Annotated in this window: 17 protein-coding genes; 4 read left to right on the top strand and 13 right to left on the bottom strand. The window is 58.6% G+C overall.

Annotated features, from left to right (window positions below):
• Nucleotides 1-79 precede the first annotated feature (79 nt).
• From RHM62_RS09595 to RHM62_RS09575, 5 genes are all read right to left on the bottom strand, one after another.
• Nucleotides 80-1375, bottom strand: a complete 1296-nt coding sequence (locus RHM62_RS09595) for an NEL-type E3 ubiquitin ligase domain-containing protein (protein WP_322125255.1) — start codon at nt 1373-1375, stop codon at nt 80-82.
• Between the two features lie 574 nt (nt 1376-1949).
• Nucleotides 1950-2660: an SOS response-associated peptidase gene (locus tag RHM62_RS09590; protein ID WP_322125254.1), complete on the bottom strand. Its 711-nt coding sequence runs from the start codon at nt 2658-2660 to the stop codon at nt 1950-1952.
• Between the two features lie 122 nt (nt 2661-2782).
• Nucleotides 2783-4090 (bottom strand): Y-family DNA polymerase, encoded by a 1308-nt coding sequence (locus RHM62_RS09585; protein ID WP_322125253.1) that lies wholly within the window; start codon nt 4088-4090, stop codon nt 2783-2785.
• Between the two features lie 2 nt (nt 4091-4092).
• Nucleotides 4093-4524, bottom strand: coding sequence for a translesion error-prone DNA polymerase V autoproteolytic subunit (locus RHM62_RS09580; RefSeq protein WP_322125252.1), 432 nt, complete (start codon nt 4522-4524; stop codon nt 4093-4095).
• Nucleotides 4525-4785: 261 nt separating this feature from the next.
• Nucleotides 4786-5538, bottom strand: a complete 753-nt coding sequence (locus RHM62_RS09575; protein WP_322125251.1) for a metallophosphoesterase family protein — start codon at nt 5536-5538, stop codon at nt 4786-4788.
• A gap of 232 nt (nt 5539-5770) precedes the next feature.
• On the opposite strand from RHM62_RS09575, the gene RHM62_RS09570 reads away from it, so the two are divergent.
• The 4 genes from RHM62_RS09570 (at nt 5771) to RHM62_RS09555 (ending at nt 10096) form a co-directional block, all read left to right on the top strand.
• On the top strand, nt 5771-6364 hold the full coding sequence (locus RHM62_RS09570) for a recombinase family protein (RefSeq protein ID WP_322125250.1): 594 nt from the start codon (nt 5771-5773) through the stop codon (nt 6362-6364).
• Nucleotides 6361-9390 (top strand): Tn3 family transposase, encoded by a 3030-nt coding sequence (locus tag RHM62_RS09565; protein WP_322125249.1) that lies wholly within the window; start codon nt 6361-6363, stop codon nt 9388-9390. The genes RHM62_RS09570 and RHM62_RS09565 overlap by 4 nt, the downstream gene beginning before the upstream one ends.
• Nucleotides 9391-9516: 126 nt before the next feature.
• Nucleotides 9517-9795, top strand: coding sequence for a type II toxin-antitoxin system RelB/DinJ family antitoxin (locus tag RHM62_RS09560; RefSeq protein ID WP_322125248.1), 279 nt, complete (start codon nt 9517-9519; stop codon nt 9793-9795).
• Nucleotides 9767-10096 (top strand): type II toxin-antitoxin system YafQ family toxin, encoded by a 330-nt coding sequence (locus RHM62_RS09555; RefSeq protein WP_322125247.1) that lies wholly within the window; start codon nt 9767-9769, stop codon nt 10094-10096. Before RHM62_RS09560 ends, RHM62_RS09555 begins: the two co-directional genes overlap by 29 nt.
• Before the next feature lie 441 nt (nt 10097-10537).
• Here RHM62_RS09555 and RHM62_RS09550 read toward each other — a convergent pair whose 3' ends face one another.
• The 8 genes from RHM62_RS09550 to RHM62_RS09515 form a co-directional block, all read right to left on the bottom strand.
• Nucleotides 10538-11056, bottom strand: coding sequence for a hypothetical protein (locus tag RHM62_RS09550; RefSeq protein WP_322125246.1), 519 nt, complete (start codon nt 11054-11056; stop codon nt 10538-10540).
• Complete coding sequence (locus tag RHM62_RS09545; RefSeq protein ID WP_322125245.1) at nt 11053-12084, bottom strand: hypothetical protein; 1032 nt, start codon at nt 12082-12084, stop codon at nt 11053-11055. The genes RHM62_RS09550 and RHM62_RS09545 overlap by 4 nt, the downstream gene beginning before the upstream one ends.
• An 18-nt stretch (nt 12085-12102) precedes the next feature.
• Complete coding sequence (locus tag RHM62_RS09540; protein WP_322125244.1) at nt 12103-12360, bottom strand: hypothetical protein; 258 nt, start codon at nt 12358-12360, stop codon at nt 12103-12105.
• A gap of 68 nt (nt 12361-12428) precedes the next feature.
• On the bottom strand, nt 12429-13355 hold the full coding sequence (locus RHM62_RS09535; RefSeq protein ID WP_322125243.1) for a hypothetical protein: 927 nt from the start codon (nt 13353-13355) through the stop codon (nt 12429-12431).
• Nucleotides 13352-14302: a hypothetical protein gene (locus tag RHM62_RS09530; RefSeq protein WP_322125242.1), complete on the bottom strand. Its 951-nt coding sequence runs from the start codon at nt 14300-14302 to the stop codon at nt 13352-13354. The genes RHM62_RS09535 and RHM62_RS09530 overlap by 4 nt, the downstream gene beginning before the upstream one ends.
• Before the next feature lie 6 nt (nt 14303-14308).
• Entirely contained in the window at nt 14309-15247 is a 939-nt protein-coding gene (locus RHM62_RS09525; protein WP_322125241.1) for a S8 family serine peptidase, read from the bottom strand.
• A gap of 324 nt (nt 15248-15571) precedes the next feature.
• Nucleotides 15572-16282 (bottom strand): SOS response-associated peptidase, encoded by a 711-nt coding sequence (locus tag RHM62_RS09520; RefSeq protein WP_322125240.1) that lies wholly within the window; start codon nt 16280-16282, stop codon nt 15572-15574.
• A gap of 165 nt (nt 16283-16447) precedes the next feature.
• Complete coding sequence (locus RHM62_RS09515) at nt 16448-17407, bottom strand: LysR family transcriptional regulator (RefSeq protein WP_322125239.1); 960 nt, start codon at nt 17405-17407, stop codon at nt 16448-16450.
• Between the last annotated feature and the right edge of the window lie 6 nt (nt 17408-17413).

Here is a 17413-nt window from a genome sequence, read left to right as displayed (position 1 = left end):
CAGCCAGGTATTCAACCAGAGGACCAGCAGGAGGCGTCACGTGTCAAGTGAAAGAAAATGCTGAACTTTTTAATTGGCGTTATCCGAAGTAACTTGATAACCCGTTATGTTCAACCAGATATTCGCCCCGTCGGTTGAAGAGCAATTCGAGCGCAAGTTGATCGGCCAGTTCGGTTTCTACTCGGAGTCGATCGGTCTGAACTTGTTTACTAAGTGCCTCATATTCAACTTCATTCATGCGGTTGATGCGGTGGCCGGGCACGTCGCGGTCCTCCATGGCTTTTTCCGACCTTCTATGGAAGCTAGCTGTCATTTTTTGCATCGGGGGCCAGTTCTCATTCAGGTGCTTGCGCCATGGGGCCCAGTTACTGATGAACTGCATGACGTTTTGTCCATTGTGTTCTAGCGCACGCGCAGTAACGCGCGGCAGAATGATGTCCTCGGCTAATCGCTGGGTGACAATTCCGCCTCTGGCGTAGGGAACAATAGGTTCTTGCAACCGATGTGGGAGGTGTAACGTTTCCTGCAAATGGAAATGCGCATTTTGAATATCGTGCACTTCCTGACGTGGAATTTCGCCAACAGCATGTCTTTCTGCCAACAGCCGCCGCGTTTCCTCAGTTACCGCATTCGACATATAAAATGAAACACCGTAGTTATATAACGTGGTTTCGTCCGTGACCCCACCGCGTATCAGCCGTGCATGCAAAGCGGCATCTTCCATCTGACCTAATGCAACATCGGCTCGATCCTTGCAATGTGCTAAACCTTCCACTGCAAGGACGTTGATTTCGCCCATCAAATCATCGCTTAAATAGCTTTCTGCCATTACTGCCCGCAAACGGGTCGCGATATCGTTGAGGCGCTCTTCCGATAATTCGTGGTCTGGGGGCAGATATTTTTCTTCGATCAAGCCGATCATTTCTCCTTCTGTCCGTGGATCTGTCAGTAAAAACTGTAAATATGCGCGACCTTCGATTCCTGCGCTAGCCGGATCAACCGCCAGCGCGACAGGTTCAAACACGCCTTCAGGAACCGGGTACGCAAAAACCAGATTCTGATCCGTCTCATGGCGATGCAGGCGCAAATCTTGTAGCTTCAAATCGAATGGCTCCGGCGGTTGCACCTCAGGCTCTGGGGCTACGACCGCAGCCGGGACTGGTGCCGGGTTATGCGCCGCACGCTGGCGCGCTTCGGCAAGTGGGTGCCCCTGTTCTGCCGCAAAGGCGATTAGCGCCGCGTTTCTATTGCGCTCGCGAGGGCGTGCGGCATTCATCGCATTGACTGGGGCAGCATCCGCTGCAGCGACAACAGGTTCGGCATCAACGTGTCGGGGTGACTTCCGGCGTAGTAAATTTGAGATTCGTTTCATCATGACGTGGTCGAATGGTTAAAGTAAAAAGCCAAATTGCATTCACAATTGGGGGATGCATGTCTGATTTATCCTGGATTGGAATTTTCCTATGGAACCGGAACATGACAATGCAGCCATATGTGGCTGATGATGTCTATCAGTTCCAAAATTAAAATTTGAGGAGTTGGTGCTGAGACCTCAACGCGAACAAGATCTACGTTGCGATCGGATGCGAGAGAGAGTTGTTGCTGCGCAGGCAAACGACGGCCTCGCTTGAAGATGCTAACTTTAGTGTCTAGCAGATGAAATTTTAAAATCACTGCCGCAACTAGATATTGGGGTCTGAGGTCCCTGCGCTATGAAGCCGCCGTCCCGCGCATCACTTCCACAAACTCGGCTCCAGAATCTTTGTCCAGAAACCGGTGGTATTGACGACTTTTTGAACTAATTTTTAGTTGCAGTTGATTCTGGTTGGCTGCGATTGAATGCAGGTCGCTACATGTATGCGATGGTTTCGACGGCGCTCAACGCCTTCAACGTGCCGGTGCCGGAACGCGAGTGAATCGGTGTTCCGGCGGCAGGTTGATCGCCGCACTCACATCCCTGGAAAACCTTGCTGCGCGGCCTCACGCGTCTTGGCCGGCGCCTTGCCACCCAGACGGTCCGCCTTCGGCGCCGCCTGCGCCGTGAGTGCCTCGGCCGGATACGGCAAGAAGAACGCCGGCGCGTCCTGACACCCGCTATCGAGCCAGGCATCAATGCGATCGGGCGGCAGCATTACCACCATGCGCTTTTCGTCCCCCGGCTTATGAAAACGTCGCATCAGCGGATGTTCGTCGGCATTAATCGTCAGCATCGAAAACGACAGCAACGACTCCCCGTCCGTCCCGGACCGGTGCTCCCAGATGCCGGCAATCCCCATCGGTGATCTATCGGCCTGCGCAATGGCGAACCGCACTGCATTGCCGCTCTCGTAGTTCGGTTCGTAAATCACCTGCGCCGGAATGACGCAAAATCGGCCATGCCGGTAGGCATCCCGGAAGCTCGGTTTGCTGGCCACCGTCTCGCTGCGCGCATTGTAGGTACGCCGCGCCAGTGCGCTGTCGGCCCAGTGCGGTACCAGACCGAACAGTGCCAGATCCGCCGTGCGCCGGCGGGCGGATGTGTCCGTTGCGTCACCGGCGCGCCGGATGATCGGTGCGCGCGAGCCCGGATAGGCCTCAGGCAGATCGACGCCTGCGGGCAGCGTGGCACCGAAATAATCCTCGAGGTCGGCACGGGTGGGGGGCTGGTAGTTGGCGCACATGGAAGGAAGCGTACCTGTTTTCGGGGGGCGTTGGCGACACCCGTGACAGCTGTCACTCCCCGCGCTACCCGCTCAGCGGCATCCTGCTTGCCGGGAAAGACGCCGGGATCCGGTCCGTACCGCTAATTCGCCCTGGCCACCGGAATCTCGCTCCAGCACGTCGTATAGTTCGGCGTCTTCCGCTCGCGCTTCATGGCCCAGTCGTTCCGTATTCCCGCTGCCGCCACGCTCACCGCACCCTTGCCGAAGCGCTGGTTCAAGCCGTCCAGCGTGCGCATCATCGCTTCCGATTTATCGCCATCGCCGAACGTGAAAAACAGCGATTGCTGCTTTACGGACGCAGGGGAAATACCCTGCAGGATCACGCCCGCTTTCTTGTAGTAATAGCCAGGCCGGTAGATCTGTGCCAGGCCGAACAGCGCGGCGCGGATCAGCAAGCGGGTATCGCCCGACGCATTCGGCAGCGGCACCACGATGCCGTTGCTGTATTGCGGATCCGAGGCCTTGAACGGATTGGTCTGCACGAAGACCTGGATCGCTTCGCACACGGACTCCTGGAGACGTAATTTTTCAGCGGCACGCGTCATGTAGCTGGCAACCGACTCACCGAGTTCGTCGATGCTCAGCACCGGCTGGCCAAACGAGCGCGAGGCAATAATCTGTTTTTTCGCGGGCGCGACGTCCTCGAGCGCCAGGCAGGAAATACCGTTGAGTTCGTTGACGGTGCGCTCGACCACCACCCCGAAGCGCGAGCGGATCCACGCTGGCGAGGCGTCGCGCAGCTGGGCCACCGTCTCGATACCGGCGGCCTGCAATTGCGCCGACAACCGCCTGCCGATGCCCCACACCTCCGCTGCTTCGATGGTCGTGAAAATGCCATCGCGCTCGTGTGGCGACAGCGCGGTCAGGTCGCAGACGCTGTCGAAGGCCGGTCGTTTCTTGGCAATGTGGTTCGCCAGTTTTGCCAGCGTCTTGCTGTGGCCGATGCCCACGCACACCGGCACGCCGACCCATTGTTTAACCCGCTGGCGGATGGACTGGCCCATCGCCGTCGGCGTGCCCCAGACGCCTTCGAGGCCGTTCAGCCCGAGGAAGGATTCGTCGATGCTGTACACCTCCACGTCGGGACTGTAATCGCGCAGGACCGTCATGATCCGCTGGCTCATGTCTCCGTAGAGGGTGTAATTGCTGCTCAGGGCAATGATCCCGTGCTGCTTCGCCAGATCCTTGAGCTTGAACCACGGCTCGCCCATGGCGACCTTCAAGGCCTTCGACTCCGCAGACCGTGCCACCACACAACCATCATTATTGGAAAGAATGACGACCGGCTTGCCCTCCAGCGACGGGTTGAACACCCGCTCACAGCTGACGTAGCAGTTGTTGACGTCGACCAGCGCAAAGACCGACTTCGTTGCCGACACGGAATCCATGGTCAGGTGTCGAACCGGCACACCACGCCGACGACGACACCCCAGATCTCCAGCGTCTCGCCGTCCCCGAACTGGATCGGCGCATACCGCGGATTTTCGGCGCGCAGTTCGATGACGCCTGCGCGCTTGTGCAGGCGCTTGATCGTGTAGTCGGCATTGACGACGGCCAGCACGATGCTGCGATGCTTTGGCGTAATCGATCGATCGACGACGACCATGTCGCCATCAAAGATGCGCGCACCGACCATGCTGTCGCCCTGCACCCGAAAATAGAACGTAGCCGTCTTGTTGCGCACTAGGTACTGGTTGAGGTCGAGGCTTTTTTCCAGATACTCCTCGGCCGGCGACGGAAATCCGGCAGAGATGCGTTGTCCGTACAGGGGGCGCAGGCATACCGGCGTCAGGACACTGGCCGGCACCAGGCACGCGGGCACCGCCGTGGCATGTGCGGCATCCGGCAGGGAAAGAAGAGGAGGGGGGTCTACGCCGGAACCCCCGAAAATTTTGTCTCCTAAAATTCAGCTTAGCCGAGAGCGTGTTCATCTTGCCGCCGCTTTGGAATGTGTTGTGGCCATTCAGCAGGATGTGCCGTCACACCGCTGACGACATGCGAGTGATAAGCGCCATGGCCTAGGCGTTCACACGAAACGGCCAGCCAGGTTGAGTACTGACACTTGAAATTCGCCGCACGGCATCTAAGGAGTAGCAATAACAGGCTCACACCGCCCGGTCTTCAGCGGCAAGACCCAATCCGGACGGCCGTTTGCTTCGGCCATCGCGGCAGCGATGTCCCATTCATACTTGACTGAAATATGTTCAGACATCCAATGTCCATTTTCTTTCGTAGTGATCGCGTATTTTGCGTGGGGTGTACCAGTCGCCATCACATGGAAAAATGGTCGGTCATCGTAATATGCTTGAAGTCCGACACTTCCTGGGTTGACGATAAGCCGACCATCATCAAGGCGGATGGTTCTTGGTAAATGGGTATGTCCGCATACGATGAGAGACGCGGTGGTCGATCCAGCCCGGGAGACAATCTCCGACATGGTCGCGGCCCTGCATCCTTCCTTCGTAACGGTCTCCAAAAAATACTCCAGATCACTCGCAGGGGTGCCATGAACTAAAAGTACGTCGTCTAGTTCGAGCGATGCAGGTAGTGATTCAAGCCAACGCCTCTGGGCTGGATGAATCGTTTCGTGAGCTCGCCGATCCGATGGTCCCATCGTTTGGACCTGTCCCGAAAGGAATTGCCTCTCGTGATTTCCCTTGATAGTAGGCAAGTTGAGTGACATTAAGCGGTCAGCTGTTTCGCAAGGCTGGAGTGCACCCGACAAAATATCGCCAAGGTTCACAATGAGATCGACACCACGCGTATCAATGTCCGCTAGCACGGCTTCAAGTGCGGCGAGATTGCCATGTATATCTGAGATTACCGCAATTTTCATAAATCGAAGTCCTGTTGATCGCCATTCAATAATGTCAGCTCACCCGTAAAATCTTGAACATGAGTCTGTGACCGTCCGCTTCTGGCCGTAAAGCAGCCTGTCGGAAAACAGTTGTTTGGCGACAGACCGGACGAAACAGTTTCGACGCTCCTCGCCCCCCTGACATTTTGTGCGGAAAATGGTGTCGCAATGGTATACCATCCGTAAACCTCAATCTACGGGTTTTCCGCACATGCTTGTCGGCTACATGCGCGTATCTACCGACAATGACCGTCAGTCCACCGACCTTCAGCGCGACGCGCTGCTGGCGGTCGGTATCGACGCGCGCCACCTATTCCAGGATCATGCCTCCGGTGCCAAAGATGACCGATCGGGCATGACGAAAGCGCTCGAGCATCTTCAGTCCGGCGACGTGCTGGTGGTGTGGAAACTCGACCGGCTTGGTCGCTCGTTGCCGCAGCTGCTAGATATCGTGAATGCGCTCAAGGAAAAGGGCGTGGGATTTCGGTCGTTAACAGAAAACATGGACACCACGACGCCGTCGGGCGAATTTCTGTTTCAGGTGTTCGGCGCACTCGCGCAGTACGAGCGCGCGCTGACGCGCGAGCGTGTAATAGCCGGGCTCGCCGCCGCCAGGCGTCGCGGTCGTCGCGGTGGACGCCCGCTGGCAATCACAGGTGAAAAGCTGGACGTCATTCTTGGCGCACTGAACGGCGGCATGTCGAAGGCGGCGATATGCCGCAACTTCGAGGTCAAGCGCACTACGTTGATCGAGACGTTGTCCAGGATTGGCTGGTCTGCAGCCAAGAAGGACGAGCAAGAATGATCGCCAAGGGCAAACGGCTGAGCGTCCTCTCCGAAGCCGAACACGAAGCGCTATATGGTTTACCCGATTTTGACGACGGCCAACAGTTAGACTTCCTGTCGTTGTCGGAAGCAGAGCTGGCGCTTGCCACCAGTCGGCCAGGCATCCCGGCACAGGTTTGCTGTATCTTGCAAATCGGCTACTTCAAGGCCAAGCAGGCGTTCTTCCGTTTTGACTGGACTGACGTCGAAGAGGATGTTGCTTTTGTCTTGAGCCGATACTGCCAAGACGAGACCTTAGAGCGCAAGTCGATCACCGACCATGAGCACTACACCCAGTGCAAGTTCATTGCCGATCTATTTGGCTACCGACAATGGTCTGGCGAATTTTTGCCGGAGCTTTCCAAACAGGCCGCGCAGACCGTGCGGCGCGACGTAACGCCGGGCTTTGTCGCCGCAGAATTGATCGTCTGGCTCAACAAGCACAAGATCATACGGCCCGGCTACACTACCCTTCAAGAGCTGATCAGCGAAACACTGTCGGCAGAACGTCGACGCTTGGGCGGCCTGTTGGCAGAAGTTCTCGACGACACTGCCAAAGCCGCCTTGGCCCAGCTTCTGGTGCGTGATGACACCCTGTCTCAGCTGGCGGTACTCAAGCAGGATGCGAAGAATTTCGGTTGGCGTCAAATGCGCCGCGAACGTGAGAAGCGAGCCTTGCTGGCACCGCTGCACGCCATCGCCAAGACGCTGCTGCCCAAGCTGGGCGTGTCGCAGCAGAACCTGTTGTACTACGCGAGTCTGGCGAACTTCTACACCGTCCATGACCTGCGCCACCTCAAGCCAGACCAGACGCACCTTTATCTGCTGTGCTACGCCTGGCAACGCTACCGGATGCTCTCCGACAATCTGGTGGATGCGATGGCCTTCCACATGAAGCGGTCGGAAGACGAGAGCAGTGCACTCGCGCAGAAGGCCTTTCTGGCCGAACAGGTGCGTCGCCAGCAGGGCACGACACAGGTCGGACGCCTGCTGCTGATTTACGTCGATGACACGGTGGACGATGCCACGCCGTTTGGTAACGTGCGCCAGCGCGCCTACAAGATCATGCCGAAGGACACCTTGCAAATGACCGGCCAGCGCTTGAGTGTAAAGCCGGTCAGCAAGCTGGCCCTGCACTGGCAGGCCGTGGACAGTATGGCCAATCGCATCCGCCTCAATCTGCGACCTTTGTATGTCGCGCTCGACTTTGCCAGTACCGTGCCCGACAGCCCGTGGCTGGCCGCGCTGGCGTGGGCAAAAAGTGTGTTTGCCAAGCAGCAGCGCTTGTCGCAACGACCGCTGGCCGAATGTCCGGTGGCCACGTTGCCGAAACGATTGCGCTCGTATCTGTTGACCTTCGATGCCGACGGCAAGCCGACCGGACTGCACGCAGACCGTTACGAATTCTGGCTCTATCGGCAGATCAGGAAGCGCTGCCAGTCAGGCGAAATCCATCTCGACGACAGCCTGCAGCACCGCCACTTCTCCGACGAGTTGGTCTCGATGGACGAGAAAGCCGATGCGCTGGCGCAAATGGATATCCCGTTCCTGCGCCAGCCCATTCAAGCACAGCTTGACGTACTGACAGCCGAGCTGCGCGCACAATGGCGGTCATTCAACAACGAACTGAAACAGGGCAAGCTGGCGCACCTGGACTACGACAAGGACACGAAAAAACTCTCCTTGCGCAAGTCCAAAGGCGATCAGCAGAAGGCTGGCGAACAGGCGTTTTACGAGCAACTACCGCACCGCGATATCGCTGACGTATTCCGCTTCGTCAACGGCCAATGCCAGTTTCTGTCGGCGCTGACACCGTTGCAGCCGCGCTATGCGAAGAAGGTGGCCGACGCCGACAGTCTGATGGCGGTCATCATCGCGCAGGCGATGAATCACGGCAATCAGGTCATGGCTCGCACCAGCGATATCCCGTATCACGTGCTGGAAACCACCTACCAGCAGTACCTGCGCCAAGCCTCGCTTCGGGCCGCCAACGACTGCATCAGCAATGCCATCGCCGCGCTGCCGGTCTTTCCGCATTACTCGTTCGATCTCGACGCGCTGTATGGCGCTGTCGATGGTCAAAAACTCGGTGTCGAGCGGCCCACCGTGAAGGCGCGTTCGTCGCGCAAATACTTTGCACGCGGCAAAGGCGTGGTTGCCTACACCATGCTGTGCAACCACATACCGCTCAATGGCTATCTGATCGGTGCACATGAATACGAGGCGCATCATGTGTTTGACATCTGGTATCGAAACACGTCGGACATCGTGCCGACGGTCATCACTGGTGACATGCATAGCGTCAACAAGGCTAACTTCGTCATCCTGTACTGCTTCGGCCCGCGCTTCGAACCACGCTTCACCAACCTCAATGACCAGTTGAAGCAACTGTATTGCACCGACGACCTGGCGCTGTACGAGAAATACCTGATCGGCCCGGTCGGCCAGGTTGATCTGTCGTTGATCATTGACGAAAAGCCCAACATGGATCAAATCGTAGCCACGCTTGGTTTAAAGGAGATGACCCAAGGCACGCTGATCCGCAAGCTGTGCACCTATACCGCAACGAACCCGACGCGGCGCGCGATCTTTGAGCTCGACAAGATTGTGCGCAGCATCTACACGTTACGTTACCTGCGCGATCCCCAACTGGAACGTAATGTTCATCGTTCGCAGAACCGGATCGAGTCATACCACCAGTTACGCTCGGCTATCGCCCAGGTCGGTGGCAAAAAAGAGCTAACCGGGCGCACCGACATCGAGATCGAGATCAGCAACCAGTGCGCGCGGCTGATCGCCAACGTGATCATCTACTACAACTCGGCCATTCTGTCGCACCTGCTGACAAAGTGCGAGGCCAGCGGCAGCGACAAGGCCGCAGCGCTGATTACCCGAATGTCGCCGGCGGCCTGGCGGCACATCCTGTTAAACGGGCACTACACCTTCCAGAGCAGCGGCAAGATGATTGACCTGGATGCGCTCTTGGCGGGGCTGGAACTGGGATGACAAAAATTTCGGGGGTTCCGGCTTAGACCCCCAGCAAAATGGTGCAGTCGTCTTCTGAAAATGACACACCCTTCTTACCGCGAACAATTGAGATACAATGTAACTCAACGATAAAAGGAGGCCGCTATGGCTACCACCACAATGGTTCACGTCCGCGTGGACGAAAAAATTAAAGCGCAAGCCACCGAAACGCTAGCAGCGATGGGGCTGTCCGTTTCTGACGCCGTGCGCGTGTTTTTGATGCGCGTCGTCGCCGACAAGCAAATGCCGTTCGCGCTCAAGGTGCCGAACGCCGAAACGCGCGCCGCGATGGCTGAAGCCGACGAGATTGTGCGCACGCATCGTGCTCGCTTTGATACGGCTACTGAACTGTTCGATGACCTCGAAAAGAACAGCGGCAAGTAAGCGCGCCCTGCTGCCGCGGGCGGCGGACTATGCCAAGTCCTTCCTGAAGGATTGGGAGCGGTTGTCGCGGGCTGGCCGGTATGACATGAACCGAATCAGGGAAGCCATGCTCTTGTTGATTGCCAACGATGCCCCGCTTGGGGCCGAGTGGCTTGATCACCCGTTGGGCGGCGAATGGGAGGGGCATCGGGAGTGCCATATCGGAGGCGATTTTTTGCTGGTCTACAGGCTTGATGACAACGCAAAGCATGGCTTGATTGTGTTTGTGCGCTCTGGAACGCATGCCGATCTGTTCGAGTAACGGATAATTGTAAGGACCTGCATTCAAAAGCCCACAGACCTGCAATCAGCGGTTTTTTCGACACGAATTAGCTGCGTCCAGCGCTTGGCAACGACCAGTGTTGGCGCCGACGAGTTTTAGAACCACCCTACCGATTTTCATTGACCCACCCTAAGTGGTGCAAAGGTAGATGCAGCAAGGCTTGCTAAAGGCCGGGGTGGGTCAGTCGGTGTCGGCACCCTAGATCAAAAACTCGTCGGCACCAACACCCTACCAACCCGGCATCACCGGTAGCGAGACAGCAGCTTCGGCTACGCCGCCGCTGTCTCGCTACCGGCCAAGATGATTGTCGCTCACCACTGGTTGCCATATATACAAAAACGCTTATTGCCAATTTACGTAGCAATCCTTGCTGCCATCCAAGCTCACACAACATTGTAAATTTACAACCGCAACGAACGATTAGCCACCGAGCAGACTGGTGCAGTTGGGATTGAACGGAAATCCCGGACTTGCCAGCGTATCATTGACTCCCAGCGTGCCCGGTGCGGGTGGGACGTTGGGGTAAAGCAGCGTGTATTTGTAGGTGGCCGCGTCGGTCCCGTCGGGACGTGCAGTGTCGACCATGATACCGACCGGGCGATTGATCGACACATTAGTATTGGCGGGAATCGGGACTGGCGGGCTGTCGCCGCCTAGATTCGATTGCGGGTCGGACTGCGAATTGACCTGTAGCAGGCGCGGATCAAAATTCCAGCTGACAGGCGGTGCCGTGTTATCGACAGTATTGATGCGAAACAACACGATCGCTCGGGAGGCAGGTGCATCTACAGTGCTGCCGTCTGGAAATTGCACGTGCTTGCAGGCACCCAACTGGCTGTAGTGGATTTGCGCGAATTTGAATCCGCCCGCTGGAACGGTGCAAGCTGCAAACAAAAGTACGCTAGCGACGACGATGCCATTGTAAAACAGGCGTGTCATGAGGATGCTCCTTGGCGGTGAGAAAGGAATGGTGAAAATTGCGCGCCGGCGACACGTACTGCGCCGGTGGCGCGGCGCCAACGCGCAAGCGCCGCAAGTGCAAGGCTGGTAGTCATCGGTCCGCTGTCGGTATGTGGCCCCAGCGGTAGCCCTCCGGTATCCGGCAGGCGCTGGGGTGGCACCAGCAGCGCGGCCGAGCCGTGCCAATGGTCGCGACGACAACTGGCGAGTAATTTGCAGACGTGCCAGCTGACCACATCGTCTGCGACGCGGCCCAACGCGAGCAGGGCGAGCAACTGTAGCGCGTGTTCGAACGCCGGCAAATCGGTGCCGGCCTGAGAGTCAATCCACCGCGTGCTGTGAGTACGCAGCTCGGAGGGGATCCCGCCGCAACGCGCCAGCAGGCAAAGGGTCCAACCCAGCCGGTAGGCCGGACTGGACCACCAGAAGCTCGCTAGCGGTGAGCCGTTGGCCTGTCCGTGAGTGCCATCGGGTTGGTCGAAACGGGCAGAGCGCGCGATGACGGCGCGGCGGATGCGCTGCAGTACTTGTGGTGTGGCGCCGCCATCCAGCGCAGCCAGACCGACCATCGCAGTCACGTCTGGATGCGTGTCGCTCCAGCGGCCATACGCGGGGTTCAAAAACGTATGGGCTTCGCCGAACGGATCGACATAGCGTAGCAATGCCGGCAACGCGCGCTGTGCTGCTGCCGGACTGATCACAGCCAGCAATCGCACCACCCAAGCGGTAGTGTCGGCGTCGCAGCCGGTGCGCTGGTTGTAGCCCCAACCGTCAGGACGCGCGCCGGAAGCGAGCGCCCGTACAACCGTCTGGAGTGCCCAGATCACTTGAGGATGGCTTTGTACGTGCGCCAGCCCCCAGCCAATCCAGGCGCTGCTCCAGAAGTCAGAGCGACCAGGCGGCAGCGTGAAGTCGCGCCATAATCCATCCGGCTCGAGACGCGTGACCAGCCAATGCGCTACCACGCTTTCAAGTTCGGCTACCTCGCTGATCAATGCTGCGTGCATCAGGTCAACCCGTGCCGTCTACCAATCAGAGGGATTCGATACGCCGATACAGACCCCGCACGGGTAAGGTGTTTTGGTTTTTTCATAGCCGTGCACCGTGTTGTTGTTGCACACAAAAACCTCTTTGCACCACATCACTAGCAAGGTACAGAATGTGTCGGTGCGGGCAAACTGGCAGCGCTCGCCGGACGGCGTATCCCACACGCCGGCTGCCTGGATTGCAGCCCGCTCGGGCTTTGTTGCGGTGGTGTCGAGTCCTGTAAATCCGGGAACCATGATGTCCTCCTGGTGAAGTCGTGCAGTTGTGCAGCGGTCAAGTCGTACGTCAATATTCGTAGTGCGCATTAGTAGTGCGGCATGCGTAGTGTGGCTGCGCCAGGGCTGTCGATGAACAGCGCCGGTTGGGCCAGCCGCGCATGGCCGTCCGGGCGCAAAGAAAAATACAGTCGCCAGCCGGCAAATCCCTGCGGGGTGTATTTGATGCCGAGATAACTGAGCGAACGCGCCCGCAGCGCCCGGCTCATCCTGCCAAATACATCAAGGCGCTCCGCCGCCGCGCGCTTCTGCTGCAAAAAAGTACTGACCCGATGCAACGGCACATTCGTCGGATCACATTTGAGCGCTGCAATCGCACCAGAGGCGTCGAGGTCAACCCCGATTACGCCGACACTGCCGCCAACGTGCACCGCACGCAAATCGGCCTGGATGGCGGGAGCGCCAGCGCAGTCCCAGCCACACCCGGTCAGTAATGTACCGACTGTATCCGCAGAAAAACTGCTGAGGTCTCGTTCGACCTTAAAGTACACCGCCAGCCTGATGCTGCCGTCGGTGCTGCCCCGCAGTCCGATTCCGCGCGGGCCGGTGCATCCCAGTGCTGTCGTCACCGCCGTCAGTTGTGCCGGATTTGTCGGCAGATGGCAGATGCGCTCAATTAGTTGGCAGAACCTTTCTATGCCGGGCTCTTGCTGAAAGCGCAGATAGGACGTCAGGGCGAACAACCCATTGCGATCCGAATCGATGCGCAGCAACATCGTCGGCGGCAGAATGGCGTCGATCAGTCGCGCCACCGCCATCGACCAGCTGCCACCGAGAGACATCGCGGCACCGGCGTCGGCGATCTGGTATCGCGGATAGCCACCCAGCGGCAGGGTGACGCTATGCACGTCCGGGCGCTGGTCGATGCTGTATTCGACATTGGTGCCCGCCGCCACCCCGAAACGTGCAGTCAATTGATCCTTTAGTGGTGTGGCGAGACTGGCGGGGATGCTCATAACGGCATGCCAAGCAGCGCGCTTTCCAGATACGGCATCAGGCCCAGAGCGCCGCGTCCGCCGTCGGCATCGGCGACAAACGGCCACTCGTCGGTCACGTCAACGCGGGTAAACAAGCGCTCAGTCAGACCGGTGGAAGTTTCGATGAAGCTTAAAATGACAGCGACCTGCTTGCGTGCTCCCGGCGCCTGGATCACGCGGGTATCGATGCGGTCGAGCAGGTGGCGTTCATGGCGCTCGGCGGCGCTCAGAAAAATCCCGGGATGCTGCATGATCAGGTAATTCAATGCCCGATGGACGTCCGACGCACCAACGTTTTCTGTCGACTGGGTCAGTCGCGTAAAAAGCGCACTGGCGACTTCGCCGAAGTGCGCATGCTCGATCTGACGCTCGGCCAGTGCTTTCTCGATCGATGTGATGAGCGACGCCAGCCAGTCACCACGACGGAAGGTGTACATCTGGTCGCACATCACCACCGGTGCCAGAATACCGCCACATACGCTGGCCGGCGCCATCGGCCCGATGCGGCCGACCACCACCACGCACGCGTCCGTCGAATCGCCCAGCGCCAATGCCTCGAACAGGCTTTTGCGCAGATATTGGCCGGCTGGTGCGACGATATAGGCTGGGCTGCCACCGATGGTGAGTACATAGCAGAGCTGCGCTGCGATATGCGGATTTTGTTCCAGTACCGCGCTCATGCGCTCATGCCGGTGTGCGCCACCAGCATGGCCCATTGCTCGCTCACGCTGCTGAAATTCCCGCTCCAGACCGAGGCCAGGAAAGCGCGCTTCTATCCGGCCAAGGGCATACACAAATTGCCCGGTTGGCGCGTGATGGCGCCCGGCGCAAGTCGGACAGCTTGCGTGTTCAGATGGCGTGCCGTCCGTCATCGCGTCGGCAGGCATGGCAGTATCGGCAGGATAGTCGGATGCGGGAGGGATCATGAGAAGTCAACTCCTTGATGACAGCAGTTGGTAAGCGGCCCAAACATGCAGGTCGCCGGGAATTGTCAGGGTGGCGCACCGCTGCGGCGCCGCCCCGCCATGACAGGAAGCGGCACGCAGCGCGGCAGTAATGGCAGTTGCAGCAGTGTCACGGAGCGGGCATGCAGTGCCGTGTGCGTCGCCGATGGCTTGCCAGCGACTGCGCAATGCGGCAAATGCGCGTGCGGCGAGCGCCGCGGAAAAACTGGTGCCGGTGGCCTCGCCTTCCTTATTGTGCGGCAGTGCTACGGGCAAGTCTTCACCCACGGCGCGCACGCCGCGCAGCACGGTCAGCGGTCCCCAGGCACTGTGGTGATGGAGCGTTCCACCACGATTGCTCATGCACACCGGCACCACACCCGGATGCGCCAGCAGCGGGTGTGTCGCGATTCGACCATGATTGCCGGCGGGAACAAAAACAGGAACACCAGCTGCGCTGGCATGCGCGAGTGCGCTGGCCACCGTCCGGACAAAGGCCGCGTTGTCGCTGATGAATTCAAAGCCGACCACGATGGCGTCGGCACGTTGGCTGCAAGCATCGATTATGTCAGCATGAATCCGCGCAGCTTGCGCTGCGTGTGGCGTTGCTGGTTCCATCCGGGTGTTCCAGGTGTGCAGACGCAGTGCTGCGGCCTCGGCAGCGCGATCATCGTTCGTACAAGCGGTGGCGTCAGTACCAGCAATAAGCGAAGCCATTGCGGTTGCATGAGCCGAAACACCGCTATCGGGATGTTCACCGTGCGCCGTGATCGCAATTCGCCTCAAGAATGGGTGGCTGGTATCGACGGCGGTATCGAGCAGCGCAATCGTGGTCGGGCGAAACAAACCAACGTGCTGTCGCAATGCGGCAAAACCAAGATTGCGGTCGATCAGCTCACGTCGTATTTGCAATGCCGTGTCACGCATAGCCGGACTCCTTGGAAGATCTGCCCTGCCCTGCCTTGTTGCGCAGCCGGAAAATTTACTCAACCATATGCCGTTATTGCCAACACATTTTGTCTTAGCTCAAGCTAACCGCGGTTCAGCTGATGGGCGTCGCTTCCAGTTCCGCCGACTGATTTTTTGTCTGCTATTCTTATTTTCAAAATATGAGGTCTGAGGTGCAGTGGAACGCTTAAGGAAGCTTTGCATAGCCATTCCACTGCGCCTCAGAACCCTAATTTGTCCTCGGGCCATCTTGCTGTCCAGGCAAGCACCCTACGCCACCCAGCTGCAGGTTGATCACTACACTCACATCCCTGGAAAACCTTGCTGCGCGGCCACATGGTTGTCGGCCGGTACCTTGCCGCCCTGGCGGACTGGCTTCGGTGCCGGCTGCGCCGTGAGTGCCTCCGCCGGATACGGCACGAGGAACGCCGGTGCGTCCTGACAGCCGCTGTCGAGCCAGGCATCGATCCGGTCCGGCGGCAGCAACACCACCATCCGTTTTTCGTCCCCCGGCTTGTGAAAACGTCGTATCAGCGGATGCTCGTCGGCATTGATGGTCAGCATCGAAAACGACAGCAACGTCTCCCCGTCCGGCCCGGGCCGGTGCTCCCAGATGCCCGCAATTCCCAGCGGCGATCCCTCTGCATGCGCTATAGCGAACCGCACGGCATTGCCGCTCTCGTAGTTCGGTTCGTAAATCATCTGCGCCGGAATGACACAGAACCGGCCGTGCCGGTAGGCATCCCGGAAACTCGGTTTGCTGGCCACCGTCTCGCTGCGTGCATTGTAGGTCCGGCGTGCCAGCGTGCTGTCAGCCCAGTGCGGTACCAGACCGAACAGTGCCAGGTCCGCTGTGCGCCGGCGGGCGGCTATGTCCGTGGCGTCACCGTCTCGCCGGATGATCGGAGCCAGCGACCCCGGATAGGCTTCTGCCGGGTCGGTGCTGAGAGGCAGCGTGACGCCGAAATAATCCTCGAGGTCGGCACGGGTGGGGGGCTGGTAGTTGGCGCACATGGACGGAAGCGTACCTGTTTTCGGAGGGCGTTGCCGCCACCCGTGACAGCGGCTACGATCCGCGCTGCCTGCTCAGCGGCATGCTGCTTGCCGGGAAAGACGCCGGAATCCGGTCTGTCCCGCTAATTCGCCCTGCCCACCTGTATCTCGCTCCAGCGGTGCCTTTTATTCAATGAGTTGGGCTCCCGGCCAGCTTTCCGACGTACACAGCGTGCGTACCAGATCCAGGGTCAGACGACCGACAGCCTGTGACGCTGATGAAGCCGGGATGAGACCCGATCCGCACAGTGCGAGTGTGCGCTCCAATGTCGGGCTACTTATCAGGGTTGCCACTAGTAGCCCCGCATCAATTTCTTGTTTGAAGGGCATCAGCGGCAAAAGAGTTCGCCCAAGGCCAGCGAGCAAGGTGGTACGCAAAATACTGATGGAACTGATGTCAGCGAAGACTGGCGGGGAGGCCAATCCCGCCTTCATGGCGGCGCCTTCAATCAGGGGACGCAAACCATGTGGATGCGCCGGAAGGATCAACGGCATGGCCAGCGCCTGCTTGAGCGTGATGCTGGACCTGGCTTTTCGGACTTCTTGAGAAGGTTCAATCAAATACATCTGCTCACGCATAAAAGGCACGGAAGTAAATTCCGACAACTGCCCATCGTCAAACAGTACCGACAGGTGGATTTGCCCGGTGCGCAACTGCTTGATCAGATTGCCGGTCAGTTCTTCCGTCAGCTCGAGCTGAATTTTTGGAAACTGCCGGTGAACCTCTCGCAGCAGCGGCAAAGCCAGCGCATTGGACACGCTGTGTGGGAGCCCGAACACCACTTTGCCCGAAGGCTCATCTCCCCCGCTGCGGGCACTGGCGATGGCCTCCTCGGTCTGACGCAATATCGATACGGCATACGGAAAAAATCGCGCACCGGCATCGGTAAGCTCTACCCCTCTGCGCGACCGATGAAACAGGCCTATACCGAGTTCAGCCTCGAGTTGTGCGATTTGGTGACTCAACGCCGACTGGGCCACAAACACCTTTTCTGCTGCCTTTGAAAAAGAGCGGCAGTCAGCAATTGCAACGAAGTATTTAAGTTGTCGAAGTTCCATCAGTGCGCACCATTGAGAAACAGCCATTTTATC

Source organism: Actimicrobium sp. CCC2.4, from assembly GCF_034347385.1.
In the GTDB taxonomy this organism is placed as follows: domain Bacteria; phylum Pseudomonadota; class Gammaproteobacteria; order Burkholderiales; family Burkholderiaceae_D; genus Actimicrobium.
Note: the sequence above shows the minus strand (reverse complement) of the source record. Positions and strands in the feature narration are given on the sequence as shown.

What these genes read in the sequence shown, in the direction of transcription:
- RHM62_RS09555 (WP_322125247.1), top strand. Translation starts at nt 9,767, where the DNA reads ATGACCTCGAAAAGAACAGCGGCAAGTAAGCGCGCCCTGCTGCCGCGG.
- RHM62_RS09530 (WP_322125242.1), bottom strand. Translation starts at nt 14,302, where the DNA reads ATGATCCCTCCCGCATCCGACTATCCTGCCGATACTGCCATGCCTGCC.
- RHM62_RS09590 (WP_322125254.1), bottom strand. Translation starts at nt 2,660, where the DNA reads ATGTGCGCCAACTACCAGCCCCCCACCCGTGCCGACCTCGAGGATTAT.
- RHM62_RS09535 (WP_322125243.1), bottom strand. Translation starts at nt 13,355, where the DNA reads ATGAGCATCCCCGCCAGTCTCGCCACACCACTAAAGGATCAATTGACT.
- RHM62_RS09540 (WP_322125244.1), bottom strand. Translation starts at nt 12,360, where the DNA reads ATGGTTCCCGGATTTACAGGACTCGACACCACCGCAACAAAGCCCGAG.
- RHM62_RS09545 (WP_322125245.1), bottom strand. Translation starts at nt 12,084, where the DNA reads ATGCACGCAGCATTGATCAGCGAGGTAGCCGAACTTGAAAGCGTGGTA.
- RHM62_RS09515 (WP_322125239.1), bottom strand. Translation starts at nt 17,407, where the DNA reads ATGGCTGTTTCTCAATGGTGCGCACTGATGGAACTTCGACAACTTAAA.
- RHM62_RS09525 (WP_322125241.1), bottom strand. Translation starts at nt 15,247, where the DNA reads ATGCGTGACACGGCATTGCAAATACGACGTGAGCTGATCGACCGCAAT.
- RHM62_RS09550 (WP_322125246.1), bottom strand. Translation starts at nt 11,056, where the DNA reads ATGACACGCCTGTTTTACAATGGCATCGTCGTCGCTAGCGTACTTTTG.
- RHM62_RS09585 (WP_322125253.1), bottom strand. Translation starts at nt 4,090, where the DNA reads ATGGATTCCGTGTCGGCAACGAAGTCGGTCTTTGCGCTGGTCGACGTC.
- RHM62_RS09520 (WP_322125240.1), bottom strand. Translation starts at nt 16,282, where the DNA reads ATGTGCGCCAACTACCAGCCCCCCACCCGTGCCGACCTCGAGGATTAT.
- RHM62_RS09565 (WP_322125249.1), top strand. Translation starts at nt 6,361, where the DNA reads ATGATCGCCAAGGGCAAACGGCTGAGCGTCCTCTCCGAAGCCGAACAC.
- RHM62_RS09595 (WP_322125255.1), bottom strand. Translation starts at nt 1,375, where the DNA reads ATGATGAAACGAATCTCAAATTTACTACGCCGGAAGTCACCCCGACAC.
- RHM62_RS09570 (WP_322125250.1), top strand. Translation starts at nt 5,771, where the DNA reads ATGCTTGTCGGCTACATGCGCGTATCTACCGACAATGACCGTCAGTCC.
- RHM62_RS09575 (WP_322125251.1), bottom strand. Translation starts at nt 5,538, where the DNA reads ATGAAAATTGCGGTAATCTCAGATATACATGGCAATCTCGCCGCACTT.
- RHM62_RS09560 (WP_322125248.1), top strand. Translation starts at nt 9,517, where the DNA reads ATGGCTACCACCACAATGGTTCACGTCCGCGTGGACGAAAAAATTAAA.